This window comes from Pseudarthrobacter sp. MOO14 (genome assembly GCF_058267675.1).
The window spans coordinates 3659083-3676423 of record NZ_CM177849.1 but is presented as its reverse complement, the minus strand read 5'-3'; the positions used below and the strand labels follow the sequence as shown (position 1 = coordinate 3676423).

Below are 17341 nucleotides of genomic sequence, written 5' to 3'. Positions count from 1 at the left end.
CGCCGTGCCGCCGTCGTGCGCCCGGTGGCGGGACTACTGCGCGATGCCGGCTGCGCGTTCTGCCGCTTCCACCACGTTGGTCATCAGCAGCGCCACGGTCATGGGTCCGACGCCGCCAGGGTTCGGCGAGATCCAGCCGGCCACCTCCGCAGCGGCGGGATCGATGTCGCCGTAGACGCGGCTCTTGCCCGTCTCAGGATCGGTCTCGCGGGTAACTCCGACATCCAGCAACGCGGCGCCGGGCTTGACGTCCGCCGCCTTGACGATGTGCTTGACGCCGGCAGCACCCACGATCACGTCCGCCTGCCGGAGCAGTTCGGAGAGGTTCGTGGTGCCGGTGTGGGTCAGGGTCACCGTGGCGTTGACGTCCCGGCGGGTCAGCAGCAGGCCGATGGACCGGCCGATCGTGACTCCGCGGCCCACCACCACAACATGCTTGCCTGACAGGCTGTATCCGTTGCGCTCAAGGAGCTCGATGACGCCGCGGGGGGTGCACGGCAGCGGTGTGGTGATCTTGTGGTTGACGTTCAGCACCAGCCGGCCAAGGTTGGTCGGGTGCAGCCCGTCGGCGTCCTTGGCGGGATCGATGCGTTCCAGGATCGCGTCGGTATCCAGGTGCTTGGGCAGCGGCAGCTGCACAATGTACCCGTGGCAGGCAGGGTCCGCATTGAGTTCGTCAATGAGGGCCTCCACCTGCTCCTGGGTGGCGTCCGCGGGAAGTTCGCGCTGGATGGAGTTCATCCCGATCTGCGCAGATTGCTTGTGCTTCATGGACACATACAACTGCGAGGCCGGATCCGCACCGACCAGCACGGTGGCGATCCCCGGAATGACGCCCTTGGCCTTGAGTGCGGCCACGCGGTCAGTCAGCTCGGCCTTGATGGCAGCGGCGGTGGCCTTGCCGTCAAGGATCTGCGCGGTGGTGGTTTCAGTCATTGGTCACCACTGCTCGTGCTGCGGGTACAGCGGGAAATCGGCGGCCAGCTTGTCAACGCGGGACTGCAGGGCCTCGACGTCGGCGCCGGTGCCGGCCTTGAGCGCGGTGGCGATGATCTCGGCGACCTCGGTGAACTCGGCAGCGCCGAACCCGCGGGTGGCCAGGGCCGGGGTACCGATGCGCAGGCCGGAGGTGACCATAGGCGGGCGGGGGTCGAAGGGCACGGCGTTGCGGTTGACGGTGATGCCGACCGAGTGCAGGAGGTCCTCGGCCTGCTGGCCGTCCAGCTGGGAGTTGCGCAGGTCAACCAGTACCAGGTGGACGTCGGTGCCGCCGGTGAGGACGGAGACGCCTGCCTCGGCGACATCGGCCTGGTTCAGCCGGTCGGCGATGATCCTGGCGCCCTCGAGGACACGCTCCTGGCGCTCCTTGAATTCCTGGGTGCCGGCGATCTTGAAGGCCACAGCCTTGGCGGCGATGACGTGCATGAGCGGGCCGCCCTGCTGGCCCGGGAAGACGTTGGAGTTCAGCTTCTTGGCCCACTGTTCCTTCGCCAGGATCACACCCGAGCGGGGACCGGCGAGGGTCTTGTGCACGGTGGAGGTGACGACGTCGGAGTGCGGCACCGGGCTGGGGTGCAGTCCGGCGGCAACCAGGCCCGCGAAGTGTGCCATGTCGGTCCAGAGCAGCGCGCCCACCTCATCGGCGATGGAGCGGAACGCGGCGAAGTCCAGGTGGCGGGGGTAGGCGGACCAGCCGGCGATGATGACCTGCGGCTTTTCGGCGATGGCCTGCTCACGCAGCTTGTCCATGTCGATGCGGAAGTTGTCTTCCTCGACCTGGTACGCGGCAACCTGGTACAGCTTGCCGGAGAAGTTCAGCTTCATGCCGTGGGTCAGGTGGCCGCCGTGCGCCAGGGACAGGCCGAGGATCTTGTCGCCCGGGGTGATCATGGCGGAGAGCGCAGCGGCGTTGGCCTGGGCACCGGAGTGCGGCTGGACGTTGGCGTACTCCGCACCGAACAAGGCCTTGACCCTGTCGATGGCCAGTTGCTCGGCGACGTCGACATACTCGCAGCCGCCGTAGTAGCGGCGGCCCGGGTAGCCTTCGGCGTACTTGTTGGTGAGGACGGAGCCCTGGGCTTCCATCACGGCGCGGGGCGCGAAGTTCTCGGAGGCAATCATTTCCAGGGTGCCGCGCTGGCGGCCAAGCTCCTGGTCCAGGACTGCGGCGATTTCGGGGTCGAGCTCTGCCAGCGGCTGGTTGCTGACGGCTGTGGTTGAGGTGGCTGTAGTAGTCACGAAGAACTCCTGGCTAGGGATACGGGCACTGCTTAGGTCAGGCTACCGGCTGGCGCGCCCCCGCACCGCGTTGATGACAGCGCGTGGAAGCACTGGGCATGGTGCTGCTGCACTGACGCAGGAGCAGCCCCACAACCGGCAAAACATGACCCTCGGCCCAGGCGTACGATCCGTGGTCTTCGTGATTGCCGCTCCCTGGTGGTTAGCCACCCAACGCCAGTTGCGACCACTCCAGCCTATCAAAAGCACCGTCCGCAGCGCGGGTAGGCTATTACGCGTGAATGAACAGCTGCTGAACCAAGCGTATGTGGTAACCCTGTCCTGCCCGGACCGTCCCGGAATCGTCCACGCGGTGGCCGGCGCCCTTCTGGTGGCAGGATGCAACATTACGGATTCACAGCAGTACGGCAGCCCCTCAACCGGCAACTTCTTCATGCGCGTCGAGGTCACCACACCCGCCGCCAAGTCCGAACTGCGTGCGGCCCTTGAACCGGTGGCGGAGGCCTTCTCCATGCAGTGGAGCCTGAACACCGTCGGCGACAAGGTGCGCACCCTGGTGCTTGCCAGTACCGCCGCCCACTGCCTCAACGACCTTCTCTTCCAGCAGCGCTCCGGGACACTGCCCATCGAGATCCCCGCCATCGTGTCAAACCACCGGGACCTGGCCGGACTCGCGGAGTTCTACGGCATCCCGTTCCATTACATCCCCGTCACCAAGGACACCAAGGTGCAGGCGGAAGACAAGCTTCGTGGCATCATCGCCGAACACGGCATCGAACTGACGGTCCTGGCCCGTTACATGCAGATCCTGTCCGACGACCTCTGCACCGAGCTGACCGGCAAGGCCATCAACATCCACCACTCGTTCCTGCCGTCCTTCAAGGGCGCCAAGCCGTACCACCAGGCCCACGCGCGCGGCGTGAAGCTGATCGGCGCCACGGCCCACTACGTGACCGCAGCCCTGGACGAGGGTCCGATCATCGAGCAGGAAGTCATCCGGGTGGATCACGCCCGCACGGCGGAGCAGTTCGTCCAGATGGGCCGTGACGTGGAGGGGCGGACCCTGGTCCAGGCCGTGCAGTGGCATGCCGAGCACCGGGTGCTGCTGGACGGCAACCGGACAGTGGTCTTCAACTGACGCGGTCTTCGACTGGCTTCAACCAGCTGGCAGAGGATGCCGTTTTGGGGCCGCAAAACGGCATCTGCCGCGAGTCAGTTGGGCGCAGGCGTGGCTTAGGGTGAAGCCATGGCTCCTCTGTACCCTTTCGCCGGCAACTCCCCGGCTGTCCATGAAACAGCGTTCGTAGCGCCCTCAGCCTCCATCGTTGGCCGGGCGACCCTGGACCAGGATTCCAGTGCCTTCTACGGCGTTTCCGTCCGCGCCGACACCGCGGCCATCACCGTGGGTGCCGGCAGCAACCTGCAGGACAACGTGGTGCTGCACGCCGACCCCGGCTTCCCCTGCACGGTGGGCCGGGGTGTCAGCGTGGGGCACGCCGCCGTCGTGCATGGCTGCACGGTGGAGGACGACTGCCTGATCGGCATGGGCGCCACCGTCCTTAACGGCGCCGTGATCGGTGCCGGCTCGCTGGTGGCGGCCGGCGCCGTCGTCCTGGAAGGAACCGTGGTTCCGCCGCGGTCCCTGGTTGCCGGGGTACCCGCCAAGGTGCGCCGCGAACTCACGGAGGAAGAGTTCGACGGCGTCCGAGCCAATGCGGCGCACTATGTGGAGCTCGCAGCGAAACACCGCGAGCTCCACCAGTAGGTTTCGACGCCGAGCCGGCGCTAGTCCAGGCTGATTGGCCCCATTGCGTCCAGCAGGTCACCCGGGCCGGGGTTGCCGGGCGCGGATGTCCCGCCCAGGTGCTTCACCACGCCCCATACGGCGTTCAGCCCGGTGGTGACGGCGCCTTCGGCCCAGCCGGCTGTGAAAGAGACGTCGTCGCCGGCCAGGAAGATGCCGCGCTGGGATTCGGGCAGCGCGTCCTGCTTGAAGTGCGTGAACAGCCGCTGCTGGTAGCGGTAGTGCCCCGGCAGGTTGGCTTTGAAGGCGCCCATGAAGTTGGGGTCGGCTTCCCAGGACACGGTAATGGGCTGCCCCACGATGTGCCCGGCGATATCCACGCCGGGGTAGATCTGTTCCAGTGAGTGCAGCATCAGCTCCACGCGTTCGTCCGCGTCCAGGGCAAGCCATTTCAGGGCGTCGTCGTTCCAGGTGTAGGACAGCAGGATGACGGCGGGCTGGTCCGGGCCGTTGTCCAGCAGGTACGTGGCGCGGTTCAGCCGGTCCGTCAAGGTCATGGACAGGACCTCGTGCCCGGTGTCCGGGTCGATGTCCTTCCAGAACGGCCGGTCCACCATGACGAACGTCTTGGACGACTGCATGTAATGCGAGCGCTCCATGGCGGTCCACAGCTCAGCCGGGAACAATGCTTCCTCGGTGTGGATGCGGGTGGACAGCAGCCACGACTGGCACGTGCTCACCACCGCCGGGTAGCTGGCCTCGCGGCCCCAGCGTTCCCGGATCCGCAGGTTTCCGTCCGGGTCGCGGCTGATCTTCCCCACAGCGCCGCGGGGGGAGCCGGAGTGGAGCGAAGCAAGGGAGGTGCCGTCGGGCCAGTGCACCAGGTCCGACGGCGCGTGCTGCCAGAGTGCCTCGGGGAGCCGCTGCGCTCCTCCGCGGATGAACCGGTGCTGGTCGTCCGCGTCGGTGTAGACCACGCGGAGGATCTCCAGGATGGAGTTGGGGAAGTCGGTGTCCCAGCCGCCCGTGCCGAATCCCACTTGGCCGAAAGCCTCGCGGTGCGCGAACCCTGCCTCCTTGAACGAATCGCTCGCGGCGATGAACCCGTAGAAGGTCTGCTCATCCATGAGCGGGAGCAGTTCGTTCCACAGTTCCTTGATCCGGGCCGTGTCGCGGGAGCGGATGGCGTCCTGCATTTCGGTGAACTTGGCGCCGTCGTTGACGGCCGCTTTCCAGGCGTCCGCAACCTCACGGAAAAAAGGCGGGAGGTCTGCCGGCTTTTCCGCGTAGTGCTTCTTACCTGCCAGCTCGATCACGGTGCTGGAGGTGGCCTCGGCCAGGGGGTTGGGGAACTCACAGGTTTCCAGGCCCAGCAGGTCAACGTAGTGGTAGAAAGCCTTGCCCGAGACCGGGAACCGCATACCGCCGAGGTCCGCCACCACGCCGGGAGCTGCCGGGAAGGCTGCCGTGCGGAGGCGGCCGCCGATCTGGTCTGCCTCGTAGACCACCGGGCGCAGGCCGAGTTTCATCAGCTCGTAGGCGGTCACCAGGCCGGAGAGCCCGGCTCCGATGACGGCCACTTCAGTGCCGTAGAGCTCCGGCGGGACGGAGCCCATGCCGTCCGGGTGGGCCAGGTAGTGGTCGTAGCTGAAGGGGAAATCGGGGTTCAGCATGGTGATGGGCGCCCGGCCGTCGGGGCCCTGCCCGGTTGCTGTGTCCGGCCCGGTTGAGGTGCTGGAGGGATCAGGGGCCGGCAGTTCGGTGGCGGTGGTCATGAGTGTTCTGCTTTCACAGGTTCCTGGCGCGGGGCCTTGGCGGTCAGTTCACGGTAGTCGAGCTCGCTCAGGGCCGCTACCTTCGAGTTTCGGCGTCCGTAGCCGAAGTAAATGGCAATCCCTACGAGCATCCAGGCGCCGAAAACCACCCAGGTATCGGCACCAAGGTTCGCCATGAGGTAGGCGCACATGAGCGTTCCCAGCACGGGCGTGACCGGGTACAGGGGCACCCGGAAACTGCGCTCCAGGTCCGGGCGGTTGCGCCGCAGGTAGATGACGGCGACGTTGACCAGGGCGAAGGCGAACAGCGTTCCGATGCTGGTGGCGTCCGCCAGCGCGCCGAGCGGCACGAGCCCTGCGGTCAGGGCGACGGCGGTTCCCACGATGAGCGTTCCGGCGGCAGGAGTGCCGGTCCGGGCGGAGACGCGACCGAAGACCTTGGGCACCAGGCCGTCCCGGGACATCGAGAGCAGGATGCGCGTCTGGCCGTACAGCACGGTGAGGACGATGCTGGCGATGGCCAGGACGGCGCCGATGGAGAAGACCAGCGCAATCCACGGCTGGTGGGTGGTCTCCTCCAGGATCTGGACGAGGGCGGCCTCGGTACCGTCGAACCAGCCCCAGGGCCTGGCCCCGATGGCGGCAACCGCCACGAGGACATAGACGCTGGTGACGATCACCATCGAGAGCAGGATGGCCCGGGGAAGGTCGCGCTTGGGGTTCCGGGCCTCTTCGCCGGCGGTGGAGGCTGCGTCGAAGCCGATGTAGGAGAAGAACACCCGCGAGGCAGCTGCGGAAACACCGGCGGCGCCCATGGGCAGGAGCGGTTCGAAATTGCCCGCATTGAACGCGGTAAAGGCAACGGCGCAGAAGAAGAGCAGGATGCCGATCTTGATGATCACCACTGCCGTATTGATCCAGGCGCTTTCCCGGGCGCCGCGGACCAGCAGGACCATGGCCAGGACCACGATGGCCATCGCCGGGATGTTCACCAGTCCGCCGTCGCCGGGAGGCTGGGACATCGCATCCGGCAGCACCTGCCCAAACGCCGCCAGCGCTTCATTGACGTACTGGCCGGCACCTACGGCTACGGCGGCCACGGAAACGGCGTACTCAAGGACAAGGCACCACCCGCAGATCCACGCCATGCCCTCGCCCATGGTGGCGTAGGAGTAGGAATAGCTGGAGCCCGCTACCGGAACCAGGCCGGCCATTTCGGCATACGACACCGCCGAGAGGAGCGCGGCCAGGCCGGCAATGACGAACGAGATCCAGATGGCCGGCCCGGCCAGCGGCACCGACTCGCCAAGGATCACCAGGATCCCGGTCCCGAGCGTGGCGCCAACACTGATCATGGTGAGGTGGAGGACGCCGAAGCTGCGGACCAGCGCAGTGCCGCCCTCGCCGCTTCCGGCTTCGCTGACCATCTGGCCGATTGGCTTGCGGCGCAGGAGCTGGTCTGCCAGGCGCGGCCGGGAGGCACCCGGCGCAATGGGTTTTTCGGTGGTCACAGGCACAGTCACCGTTGACGTCCCTTCAGAGTAGTTTTCGGTTTCCCCTCCCCAAGGTTGGCATGTGAGCCAACTCTCAAGGCGGTGCAATATGACCTATAGTTGCCAACCATGAGACTATCTGCACACCGCCACCACGGGTCAACCGCGGCCCGGGCGGGCCGCTCCGCCGGGTCGGTCCGCCATGCCCACTGAGCCCGCAGCAGCCGGCCGGCTGAGCTTCGTCACGCTCCAGCAGTTCCTCGACCAACTGCCGCCGGTGTTGAAGACGCTCCACGACGGCGGCAGCGGCGACCGGCTGCTGCGCTGGGTGGAACCCAGTGAGCTGGAGGATCCGACGCCCTACCTGCCCGAGGGTGAGTTCCTGCTGACCGCCGGCCTTCCCTTCCTGGGCAGCGGCGGGGCGCCCGCCAGCGTGGACGCGTATGTCCGGCGGTTGGTAGACGCCAAGGTAGCGGCCTTGGGATTCGGAATCAGGCCCTACTTCGACGCCGTCCCGGACGTGGTCATCGACGCGTGCCGGCACCACAACCTCACCTTGTTCGAAGTACCGGAATCGCTCCCGTTCGCGGCCATCGGCCTCCAATTCTCCCAGCTGCTGGAGTCCGATACTGCGCGGGTCTTCCGGCAACTGGCGGAAACCAACCGGCAGTTGATGCGCGCAGTCCTCTCCCCCAGGCCGGAACACGAACTGCTGGCGGCGCTGGTGCAGCGCGTGCCCGTCTGGGCAGTGATGGTGGGAGCGGACGGCCGGGTCCGGGCCCGCGGCACCAGCGGCGGCGGCAGCCCCGCCGTCGAGCTTTCCCTGCTGGAACCCATGCTCAAACGCTTGTTCTCCGGCAGCGGCCCCCGGGTGGAGATGGACGGGTTTGACCTGCCGGGCTCGGCCTTGGTGGTTGGCCATCCGCTGCGCAGCACCAAGGACGCGAACCTGGGGGCACTGGTCCTGGGTTCAGACGCACCGTTGACGCCGGCGCAGAACAATGTGGTCCAGACCGCCGTCGGACTCCTCGAACTGTTGGTCCGGCAGCGAACCAGCGGTTCGCTGGCACCCAGCCAGCTGGCTACGGCTGTGCTTCTGCACCCCGAAAGCCTCACCAGCGGGAGCGCCAGGCACCTGAACGCACTCAGGGACCTGATGGCGCAGAGCCTGTCCTCCACCCGGTCCGCGGCCATGCGCGTGGTGCAGGGCATCAAGATGGACGCACCGGAGTGGCCCGCCGGGGACAGCCCGGTCCGGGAGCTCCTCCAGTGGCGGCGCCTGTTCGATACCAAGCTGGTGGAAATCACCGATTACGGATTCGCTGCAGTGACCCGGTTGAAGGTGGACGACTCCCTGCTCGCCGAGGTCGAAAAGCTCGGGTGGCGCCTGGTGGTTGGCGAACCCACCGAACTCACCGGCCTTGCCGCCGCATATCAGGATGCGGGTTCCCTGCGGAGCCGCGTGCAGAGGAGCGGGCAAAGCGTCCGCGCCGACGAGGTTCAATGGTCGGTGGCCGGGCTGCTGGGCCGCGAAGCAGGGACCATGCTGGCGGAACGGCTCCTTCATCCGGTGCTGTCCCTGGAACCGGACCGGCGCGATCCGCTGCTGGCGGTGCTTCGCGGCTGGCTTACCGAGAACGGCAGCTGGGACGGCTCCGCCAAGCTGCTGGGACTTCACCGCAACAGCGTGCGGCGCCAGGTCGGGGTCCTTGCAGACCTCCTCGGGATGGACTTGAACCAGGCGCAGGTGCGGGCAGAGCTGTGGATTGCACTGCAGTACGCGGACGCATTGACCGGCCCGACGGCGGGCAGCTAGGCCAGGTGATCCGCGGACCGGGCCGGGCCGGACGCAAGCCCGGCCTCCCACGCGCGGTACAGCTCCGGCCGGCGCTCCCTCAGGTAGGGCACGTCGTTCCTGGCGGCGCGGACAGCCTCCGTGCCCACGGTGGCGAACAGCAGTTCCGGAGCAGTGCCCGCCGCAGCCAGCACGCCGCCATCCGGCCCCGCCACCACGCTTCCCCCGCCGAACGTATAGGAATCCTCGGCGCCACAGTGGTTGGCATAGGCCACGTTGAGCTGGCTTTCCAGCGCACGGGCGCGGACAAGGACCTGGGGCACCGCCCCATAGCCCGCGGACAAGGCGGTGGGCACCAGCAGCAGTTCCGCGCCGCGCGCGGCTGCGGCCCTCGCGGCTTCGGGGAATTCGATGTCGTAACAGATCAGCAATGAGGTGCGGATGCCGAGGAAGTCGACGACGGCGGGCGGCTCGCTGGCCGCAACGAATGCCTTGCGTTCCTCGTCGCCAAAGAGGTGCACCTTGGCGTACCGAAGAAGTTCCGCGCCGGCGGCGTCCACCAGGGACGCGGAAATGTGCCAGCCGGGACCGCCCGCGCGGTCCATGTCCCGGGAGCCGTTCCCCTTTTGGGCGGCGGCAGCGCCGTCACCTGCGCCACCGGCGGCTTCGGCCGGGAGGCTGTAAGCGAGGCCAATCCCGTTGCGGCGGGCAATCCCTGCGAGGCTTTCGCGGAGTGCGGGAAGGATTGCCGGGTCCAGTTCGCTGCGCAGCCGCAGTGGGGCGTAGCCCACCGGAAACAGCTCCGGCGTCAGGAGCAGGCCGGCGCCGGCGCGGGCGGCCCGGTTGGCAGCCTCGTCAATGGTCCGGAGATTCGCCTCAACGTCCAGGACCGCGGCGTTCGCCTGCAGGACGGACAGCAGCATCATTACCACCTTCTGTATGCCTGTCCGTGGTGACTGGACAGGCCGGACTGTTGACTGCCTCCAGCCTAGCCAGCGCCGCAGGGAAGGAGACGGGTCGTTTGGACCCGTCCGCCCCCTGCCGCGGGACGGAATGCCCACGGCCGGCTCGCAACAGAGGTCAGACGCGTTTACCGGACACCCGTCCGACGTTATGCGTTAACTTCTTGACTACAAGAGGAACGATAGGGCAATCTTCTTAGCATGTCCGCAACCACGCGCTCAACGAGGAGCAAGCCCAAGAATCCCGGCTCGCAGTCAGCCCTGCGGCAGCTGAACCAGCAGCGGATCATTGAGGCCCTTATGGGGGGTCCGTCCACGCAGGCGGAGCTCGCCCGGCAGACGGGGCTTTCCACTGCCACCGTCTCGAACATCGTCAAAATCATGCTGGACTCCGGCTTGGCCTCCACCGAACCGATTACCAGTTCCGGCCGCCGGGCATTGAACGTGCGGCTCAACAGCAATGGCGCCGTTGCGGTCGGCATCGACTTCGGCCGCCGGCACCTGCGGGTGGTCTTGGCCTCCCTCAGCTACCACGTCATTGCAGAAGAGTCGGTGATGCTTCCGCTGGGCCACCAGGCGGACGACGGCATCCAGGCGGCGGTGGTGCTGCTGGAGAAACTGCTCCGGGAAAGCGGGGTGGAACGGAGCTACATGGTGGGCGCCGGCGTCGGAATTCCAGGCCCGATCGACCGGCGGACCGGCACCGTCGCGCAGGGGGCAATCCTTCCCGAATGGGTGGGCATCAACATCCTCCAGCATCTTGAGGAAACCTTGAGAATCCCCGTGTTTGTGGACAATGACGCGAATCTGGGCGCATGGTCAGAAGTGACCTGGGGGCAGCATTCGGGGGTCAGCAACCTGCTGTTCCTGAAGATCGGTTCCGGTATCGGCGCCGGCCTGATCCTCAACGGAGCGCCGTACTACGGCAACGTGGGAATCACCGGCGAAATCGGCCATGCCACCATCCACGAGCAAGGGCTGGTGTGCCGGTGCGGGAACCGCGGATGCCTGGAAACCATCGCGTCCACCACCACCATGATCGAGCTCCTGAGCCGCGGCGAGGACCGGCCGTTGACGCCCGCCGACATCGTCAGGAAAGCCTTAAACCGGGACTCGGCAACCCTCCGCGTGGTGGACGACGCAGGCCTGGCGGTGGGGCGTGCCCTGGGCAACGTGGCCAATCTGATCAACCCCGAAGTCATCGTGGTGGGCGGGCCGCTGGCAGGCCTGGGCGACATCCTGCTGGACCCTATCCGCAGGGGGCTGATCCGGCACGCCGTGCCGGTGATCGGCGAAACAACCACCTTGGCCATGTCCTCGCTGGGCGACCGCGCCGAGGCCCTGGGGGCGGCGGCTTTGGTGTTCCAGCATGCAGGTATCCGACGCTCGTAGACCATTTCGTTATCCGGCAATTGCGTTAAAGACTTGACGACAACAGCTGTGATCCAGTTTACTTTTGGTTCAGACGGCCCTGCGCTTTGCCGGCCGGACAAAGAAGTCATTGCATTGGAGGGTTAGGGCTCATGACGTCCCAGACCACGCATACGGATCCGATCATCCTTGAGATGCGGTCCATCACCAAGGAATTCCCCGGCGTTAAAGCCTTGTCGAACGTGAGCCTCCGGGTCAGGGCCGGCGAAATCCACGCCATCTGCGGCGAAAACGGCGCCGGCAAGTCCACCCTCATGAAGGTCCTCTCGGGCGTCTACCCCTACGGCAGCTACGACGGTGACATCGTGTACCAGGGCCAGGTCCAGCAGTTCAAGGACATCAGGGCCAGCGAGCATGCCGGAATCGTCATCATCCACCAGGAACTGGCGCTGATCCCCGAGCTGTCCATCATGGAGAACATCTTCCTGGGCAACGAACCCACCAAGCGGGGCGTCATCGACTGGGCCGAGGCCCGGCTGCGGTCCCTGGACCTGCTGGCGCGGGTAGGCCTCCGGGATGACCCGGACACCCCCATCAAGGAAATCGGCGTCGGCAAGCAGCAACTGGTGGAAATCGCCAAGGCGCTGAACAAGTCCGTGAAGATCCTGATCCTGGACGAGCCCACTGCAGCCCTTAACGAATCCGACTCCCAGCATCTGCTGGATTTGATGCTGGGCCTGAAGGCGAAGGGCATCACCTCGATCATCATTTCGCACAAGCTCAACGAGATTGAGCAGGTGGCCGATTCGATCACCATCATCCGCGACGGCAAGTCAATCGAGACGCTGGACGTCAAGAAGGACGGCGTGGACGAGGACCGGATCATCAAGGGCATGGTGGGCCGGACACTGGAATCCCGGTTCCCGGACCACACACCCAAGATCGGCGAGGTGTTCTTCGAGGTCAAGGACTGGACTGTTGGCCACCCGGCCATCCAGGACCGCCTGGTCTGCAAGGGCTCGAACTTTTTTGTCCGCCGTGGCGAAATCGTCGGTTTCGCCGGGCTCATGGGTGCCGGGCGCACGGAACTGGCCCGCTCGGTCTTCGGCCGGTCCTACGGCCGCTTCATCGACGGCCACATCTACAAGGATGGCAAGGAAGTCGTCCTCAAGAACGTCCGGCAGGCCATCGACGCCGGACTGGGCTACGTCACCGAGGACCGCAAGTCGCTGGGCCTGAACCTCCTGGATGACATCAAGACGACCACCGTGGCGGCCAACCTGCGCAAGATCAGCCACAACTTCGTGGTGGACGCCAACCAGGAATTCACGGTTGCGGAGCAGTACCGCAAGTCGCTGCGGACCAAGACGCCCTCTGTCGAGGAAGGTGTCGCCAAGCTCTCCGGCGGCAACCAGCAGAAGGTGGTCCTCGCCAAGTGGATGTTCACGGACCCCGACCTGCTGATCCTCGACGAGCCGACGCGCGGCATCGACGTCGGCGCCAAGTATGAGATCTACGGCATCATCCAGCAGCTCGCCAACCAGGGCAAGGGCGTCATCGTTATTTCCTCGGAGCTGCCCGAGCTCCTGGGCCTGTCCGACCGCATCTACACCATCTTCGAAGGCGCCATCACCGGTGTCCTGACCAAAGACGAGGCCAGCCAGGAAAGCCTGATGAAACTGATGACCTCCGCTACCCGAAAAGCCGCCTGACCTTCTGGCAATCCCCAGAACCTTCCGGACACAAGGACTGACACCATGAACGCCCTCAAAAAGCTGTTTGGCGGCAACACCCGCCAATTCGGCATGATCTTCGCCCTGGTTGCGCTGATCATTTTCTTCCAGATCTTCACCGACGGCCGCACCCTCACACCCGGCAACGTCATCAACCTCTTCAACGGCAACTCCTACATCCTGATCCTGGCGATCGGCATGGTCCTGGTGATTATCGCCGGCCACATCGATCTTTCCGTCGGTTCGGTCGCGGCGTTTGTCGGGGTCAGCGTCGCCCTGGCCATCCGCGACTGGGGAATCCCCTGGTATGCGGGCGTTCTCCTGGGCCTGCTGCTCGGAGCCCTGATCGGGGCCTGGCAAGGCCTGTGGACAGCGTATGTGGGCATTCCGGCCTTCATCGTCACCCTGGCCGGCATGCTCCTGTTCCGCGGCTTCAACCAGTTCGTAGGCAAGTCCAACACCATTCCCGTCCCGGAAGACTTCCAGTACCTCGGCTCCGGCTACCTCCCCGAGGTAGGACCGGACACCGGGTTCAACAACCTGACACTCCTGATGGGCATCGCCGTTGCGGTCTTCGTCGTCGTAGGCGAACTCCGGGCCCGGGCACGGGCCAAGGCGCTGGGCGCCGGCGTCCCCGAAATGTGGGTGACCGTGGTGAAGCTGGTGCTGATCTGCGCCGCCATCCTTTACGCCACGTACCTGTTCGCCACGGGCCGGCCCGGCACGTCCTTCCCCATCCCCGGCCTGATCCTGGCCGTCCTGGTCCTGATCTACGGCTTCATCTCCTCGCGCACCGTCGTTGGCCGCCACGTCTACGCTGTCGGTGGCAACCGCCACGCAGCCGAACTGTCCGGCGTCCAGTCCAAGAAGGTCAACTTCCTGGTCATGATGAACATGTCCATCCTGGCCGGGCTGGCCGGCATGATCTTCGTGGGCCGCTCCACCGCGTCCGGCCCCTTTGACGGCGTCGGCTGGGAACTGGACGCCATCGCCGCTGTCTTCATCGGCGGCGCGGCAGTGACAGGCGGCGTGGGCACCGTGGTCGGCTCCATCATCGGTGGCCTGGTCATGGCCGTGCTCAACAACGGCCTGCAGCTCCTGGGCGTCGGCGCCGACCTCACCCAGATCATCAAGGGCCTGGTCCTCCTGATCGCCGTCGCCTTCGACGTCTACAACAAGTCCCAGGGCAAGCGGTCCATCATCGGCATGCTGACCCGGAACATGAACCGCAACACCGCCGGCCCCAGCGGCCCCATCCAGCCTGACGAAACAACCTCCACCAAGGAAGCGATCGCCAGGGAAGCCTGAAGTTTGCAGCCTGAATACTGTTCCATCACACAAAGAAAGAGAACCAACAATGCGAATGTTTGGTAAAGCAGGGAAGGCCGCAGCGGTTGCTGCCATCGCAGCACTGGCGCTGACGGGCTGTGGACGCTCGGAACCCTCCGGTGGTTCCAGCAGCGGTGCCGCGGGATTCGACCAGAACTCCTCCATCGGCGTCGCGCTTCCGCAGAAGACCAGTGAGAACTGGGTCCTGGCCGAGAAGCTGTTCAACGACGGCCTGAACGGCGCAGGGTTCAAGGCTGACGTCCAGTTCGCCAACGGCGGCGTTTCCGAGCAGCAGAACCAGATCAGCGCCATGGTCACCAAGGGTGCCAAGGTCATCATCGTGGGCGCCATCGACGGCTCCCAGCTGGGTACCCAGCTCAAGCAGGCAAAGGACGCAGGCGCCACCATCATCGCCTACGACCGCCTCCTGCTGAACACCGCCAACGTGGACTACTACGTGGCGTATGACAACTTCAAGGTCGGCGTTCTCCAGGGCCAGGCCCTGCTGGACGGCCTCAAGGCCAAGAAGCCGTCCGGTCCCTACAACATCGAACTGTTCGCGGGTTCACCGGACGATGCCAACGCCAAGGTGTTCTTCGACGGCGCCATGAGCGTCCTGAAGCCCAAGATCGACGACGGCACCCTCAAGGTTGTCTCCGGACAGGCCAGCTTCGAGCAGGCCGTGACCCAGGGCTGGAAGGCTGAGAACGCCCAACGCCGCATGGACACCCTGCTCAGCGGCAGCTACAGCAGCGCCAACGTTGACGGCGTTCTGTCCCCCAACGACACCCTGGCCCGCGCGATCCTGACCTCCGTCAAGGCCGCAGGCAAGCCGATCCCGGTGGTCACCGGCCAGGACTCCGAGGTTGAGTCGGTCAAGTCCATCCTCGCCGGCGAGCAGTACTCCACCATCAACAAGGACACCCGCAAGCTCGTTGAGCACGCAATCACCATGGTCAAGGACCTGCAGGCCGGCAAGAAGCCTGAGGTCAACGACGACAAGTCCTACAACAACGGCAACAAGGTTGTACCCGCCTACCTGCTGGAGCCGGTCATCGTGACCTCCGCCAACGTGAAGACGGCCTACACGGACGACCCCGTACTCGGCCCGATCACCAAGTAGCACCCGTGCAACAGCCGGCGTAAAACCGGCTGCAGGAAAGCCCGGTCCCTTCGTGGGGCCGGGCTTTCCTGCGTCTGCCTAGCGCTGGACCCGAAGCACTCCCGGACCGGTGAACTGCAGCGCGTGGTTCTTCACGGCCGCAGGGGTGGTAAACGCCTTGTAGGCGTAGGCGTCGGCGGGGTTCCAGCCCACATCCGTGGTGAAGTGCCAACCGGTCCAGTCCGGGGCAATAGTTCCGGTCTCTTCTGCTTCGGCAAGGGCTTGCGCACGATGTTGGTCGAAGGAGGCACGGGCTATGGCATTCAGGTCTGCTTCGGCCCCGTTGAACCAGGACCCGGTATCGCTGAAGCGGTTGCCGTTGTAGCTGCTGACCATGACGCTCTGGTCAGCCCCGGGACCGGTGTATTCGAATGCGTTTCGCTCTGAAAAGATTCGTGATTCATATCCGGCGCCGAGGAAGTAGCTGTGGCCGCCCTGCCCTTCGCTGATCATGGGGTACTCGGGATCATCCGTGCTGCCAACGAAGTAGTTGTTCACCACATGGACCTCGCCGAAGCGTACGCGCGGTCCGCGCTGCTGGATGTTCTCGAAGAGGTTTCCGATATATGTGACACGAAGCTTCCCGCCGTCCTTGTCCACGTGCTCATCACCCGATCCCAGGAGCATGGTCTTGTCGTGGTCGGACAAGCTGCTGTTCGAAACGGTGACGAAATCGGTGCCGTCCTTAAGGTCCAGCAGTCCATCGTGCCGGTTGGCAGGCTTGTTCCGGAAGCCCATCGGCGCCTCGCTGTCGGGGAACCTGCCGTCGGACAGGTGGACGTGATCTATCCACACGTGGTTGGACGTCACTGAAGAGACAGCATCAAAGCGCGCGTTCCAGGCTCCGTCGCCGTCGTCGGGAGACCATGTGGTGAAGAAGTCCACGGGCGCTTCAATGCTGAGGTTTCGAATGACCACGTTCGAGGCGCTAAGGATCACGATGTTGGCACCCACGAAGCCAGCGCCGCCATCCACCCCAACGAGGGTGGTGTTGCTGGGGATGCTGACCTCGATCTGCCGCTTCATGTTGTTGCTGCCCGTCTGGCGCAGTTGGCGCTGCTTTTTGCAGTAATCGAAGGCCTGGTCGCTCCACTCCTTGCCCTCCGGCCCGAAGCAGGACATGTACTTGGTGATGTCGTATCCGGGCGCGTAATCCTGTTCCCCGAGGATGCGGCCGTCCGGTGCCTGGTTGCCGTCGATGGTGCCGCTGACATAAACCACCTTCGGCGCCGTGGGCTCACCATGGTTGGCCAGCGCAGCCTTCAGCCCGGCAAGTGTGCTCACCTCATAGGTGTTTGCGGCAGGTGCGCCGGCGCCGCCATTGGTACCGCTTCCGACGGCGGCCCAGCCAGTGGGTGCCGCATCATCAGCACGGATGATGCCGCCGCCAGCTGGCGCCGGGGTGGCCGGGGCGGGAGCTGCCACAGTAATTCCGACGGCCAGCGCGCAGAGGACGGAAGTGGAGAACGCAGCGACACGCGGCAGACACCGCTGCGCTAAGGGGAAGGGTCGAAGCATTTTCAGGGACGTCATTGGCCTGGTTTCCGGCATGCCAAATAGAACCACATGCCTTGGTACGTGGTGCATCGGATGGGTTACGACTCGAGTCAGAAAACGCTTTCTGAGGAGACTCTTAATATTTAGTACTTCTGTGACAAAGCTGTCAATAGCGCTTCACAGCGCAAACACAGGTGTGGCCGGATTCCCGCACAGCATGCCCGGCGAGTGTTGATGCGAAG

Annotated in this window: 13 protein-coding genes and 1 riboswitch; of the genes, 7 read left to right on the top strand and 6 right to left on the bottom strand. The window is 65.4% G+C overall.

The features are described 5' to 3' along the window. Positions 1–33 precede the first annotated feature (33 nt). Together AC4EEV_RS17010 and glyA are read right to left on the bottom strand one after the other, a co-directional pair. Positions 34–936 carry a bifunctional methylenetetrahydrofolate dehydrogenase/methenyltetrahydrofolate cyclohydrolase gene (locus AC4EEV_RS17010; protein ID WP_491329555.1) on the bottom strand — a complete coding sequence of 301 codons (903 nt, stop codon included), beginning with the start codon at positions 934–936 and terminating at the stop codon, positions 34–36. A gap of 3 nt (positions 937–939) precedes the next feature. Next, positions 940–2238 carry a serine hydroxymethyltransferase gene (gene glyA / locus AC4EEV_RS17005; protein ID WP_133832107.1) on the bottom strand — a complete coding sequence of 433 codons (1299 nt, stop codon included), beginning with the start codon at positions 2236–2238 and terminating at the stop codon, positions 940–942. Between the two features lie 148 nt (positions 2239–2386). Further along, positions 2387–2472, bottom strand: a riboswitch (ZMP/ZTP riboswitch). Between the two features lie 43 nt (positions 2473–2515). Here glyA and purU point away from each other — a divergent pair. Together purU and AC4EEV_RS16995 are read left to right on the top strand one after the other, a co-directional pair. After that, a complete protein-coding gene (purU, locus tag AC4EEV_RS17000; RefSeq protein WP_018761944.1) occupies positions 2516–3376 on the top strand; it encodes a formyltetrahydrofolate deformylase in 861 nt (286 codons plus the stop codon). 108 nt (positions 3377–3484) lie between these two features. After that, on the top strand, positions 3485–4003 hold the full coding sequence (locus tag AC4EEV_RS16995; protein ID WP_133832106.1) for a gamma carbonic anhydrase family protein: 519 nt from the start codon (positions 3485–3487) through the stop codon (positions 4001–4003). Positions 4004–4023: 20 nt separating this feature from the next. On the opposite strand, the gene AC4EEV_RS16990 is transcribed toward AC4EEV_RS16995, so the two are convergent. Beyond that, the gene (locus AC4EEV_RS16990; protein WP_491329554.1) at positions 4024–5757 is read right to left on the bottom strand and encodes a flavin monoamine oxidase family protein; all 1734 of its coding nucleotides are present in this window, start codon (positions 5755–5757) and stop codon (positions 4024–4026) included. Next, positions 5754–7280 carry an amino acid permease gene (locus tag AC4EEV_RS16985; protein ID WP_491329553.1) on the bottom strand — a complete coding sequence of 509 codons (1527 nt, stop codon included), beginning with the start codon at positions 7278–7280 and terminating at the stop codon, positions 5754–5756. Before AC4EEV_RS16985 ends, AC4EEV_RS16990 begins: the two co-directional genes overlap by 4 nt. Before the next feature lie 172 nt (positions 7281–7452). Here AC4EEV_RS16985 and AC4EEV_RS16980 point away from each other — a divergent pair, with 172 nt between their 5' ends. Beyond that, positions 7453–9066 (top strand): PucR family transcriptional regulator, encoded by a 1614-nt coding sequence (locus AC4EEV_RS16980; protein ID WP_491329552.1) that lies wholly within the window; start codon positions 7453–7455, stop codon positions 9064–9066. Here the strand turns inward: AC4EEV_RS16980 and AC4EEV_RS16975 are convergent. Then, positions 9063–9971 carry a nitrilase-related carbon-nitrogen hydrolase gene (locus AC4EEV_RS16975; RefSeq protein WP_491329551.1) on the bottom strand — a complete coding sequence of 303 codons (909 nt, stop codon included), beginning with the start codon at positions 9969–9971 and terminating at the stop codon, positions 9063–9065. The genes AC4EEV_RS16980 and AC4EEV_RS16975 overlap by 4 nt on opposite strands. Positions 9972–10208: 237 nt before the next feature. Here AC4EEV_RS16975 and AC4EEV_RS16970 point away from each other — a divergent pair, with 237 nt between their 5' ends. From AC4EEV_RS16970 to AC4EEV_RS16955, 4 genes are all read left to right on the top strand, one after another. Further along, on the top strand, positions 10209–11399 hold the full coding sequence (locus tag AC4EEV_RS16970; protein ID WP_018761950.1) for an ROK family transcriptional regulator: 1191 nt from the start codon (positions 10209–10211) through the stop codon (positions 11397–11399). A 131-nt stretch (positions 11400–11530) separates the two neighbouring features. Then, on the top strand, positions 11531–13090 hold the full coding sequence (mmsA, locus tag AC4EEV_RS16965) for a multiple monosaccharide ABC transporter ATP-binding protein (protein WP_018761951.1): 1560 nt from the start codon (positions 11531–11533) through the stop codon (positions 13088–13090). Between the two features lie 45 nt (positions 13091–13135). After that, a complete protein-coding gene (mmsB, locus tag AC4EEV_RS16960) occupies positions 13136–14419 on the top strand; it encodes a multiple monosaccharide ABC transporter permease (RefSeq protein ID WP_018761952.1) in 1284 nt (427 codons plus the stop codon). Positions 14420–14468: 49 nt separating this feature from the next. Continuing rightward, positions 14469–15563 (top strand): substrate-binding domain-containing protein, encoded by a 1095-nt coding sequence (locus tag AC4EEV_RS16955; protein ID WP_043424015.1) that lies wholly within the window; start codon positions 14469–14471, stop codon positions 15561–15563. A gap of 78 nt (positions 15564–15641) precedes the next feature. Here AC4EEV_RS16955 and AC4EEV_RS16950 read toward each other — a convergent pair whose 3' ends face one another. Further along, on the bottom strand, positions 15642–17027 hold the full coding sequence (locus AC4EEV_RS16950; RefSeq protein WP_491329550.1) for a pectate lyase family protein: 1386 nt from the start codon (positions 17025–17027) through the stop codon (positions 15642–15644). Between the last annotated feature and the right edge of the window lie 314 nt (positions 17028–17341).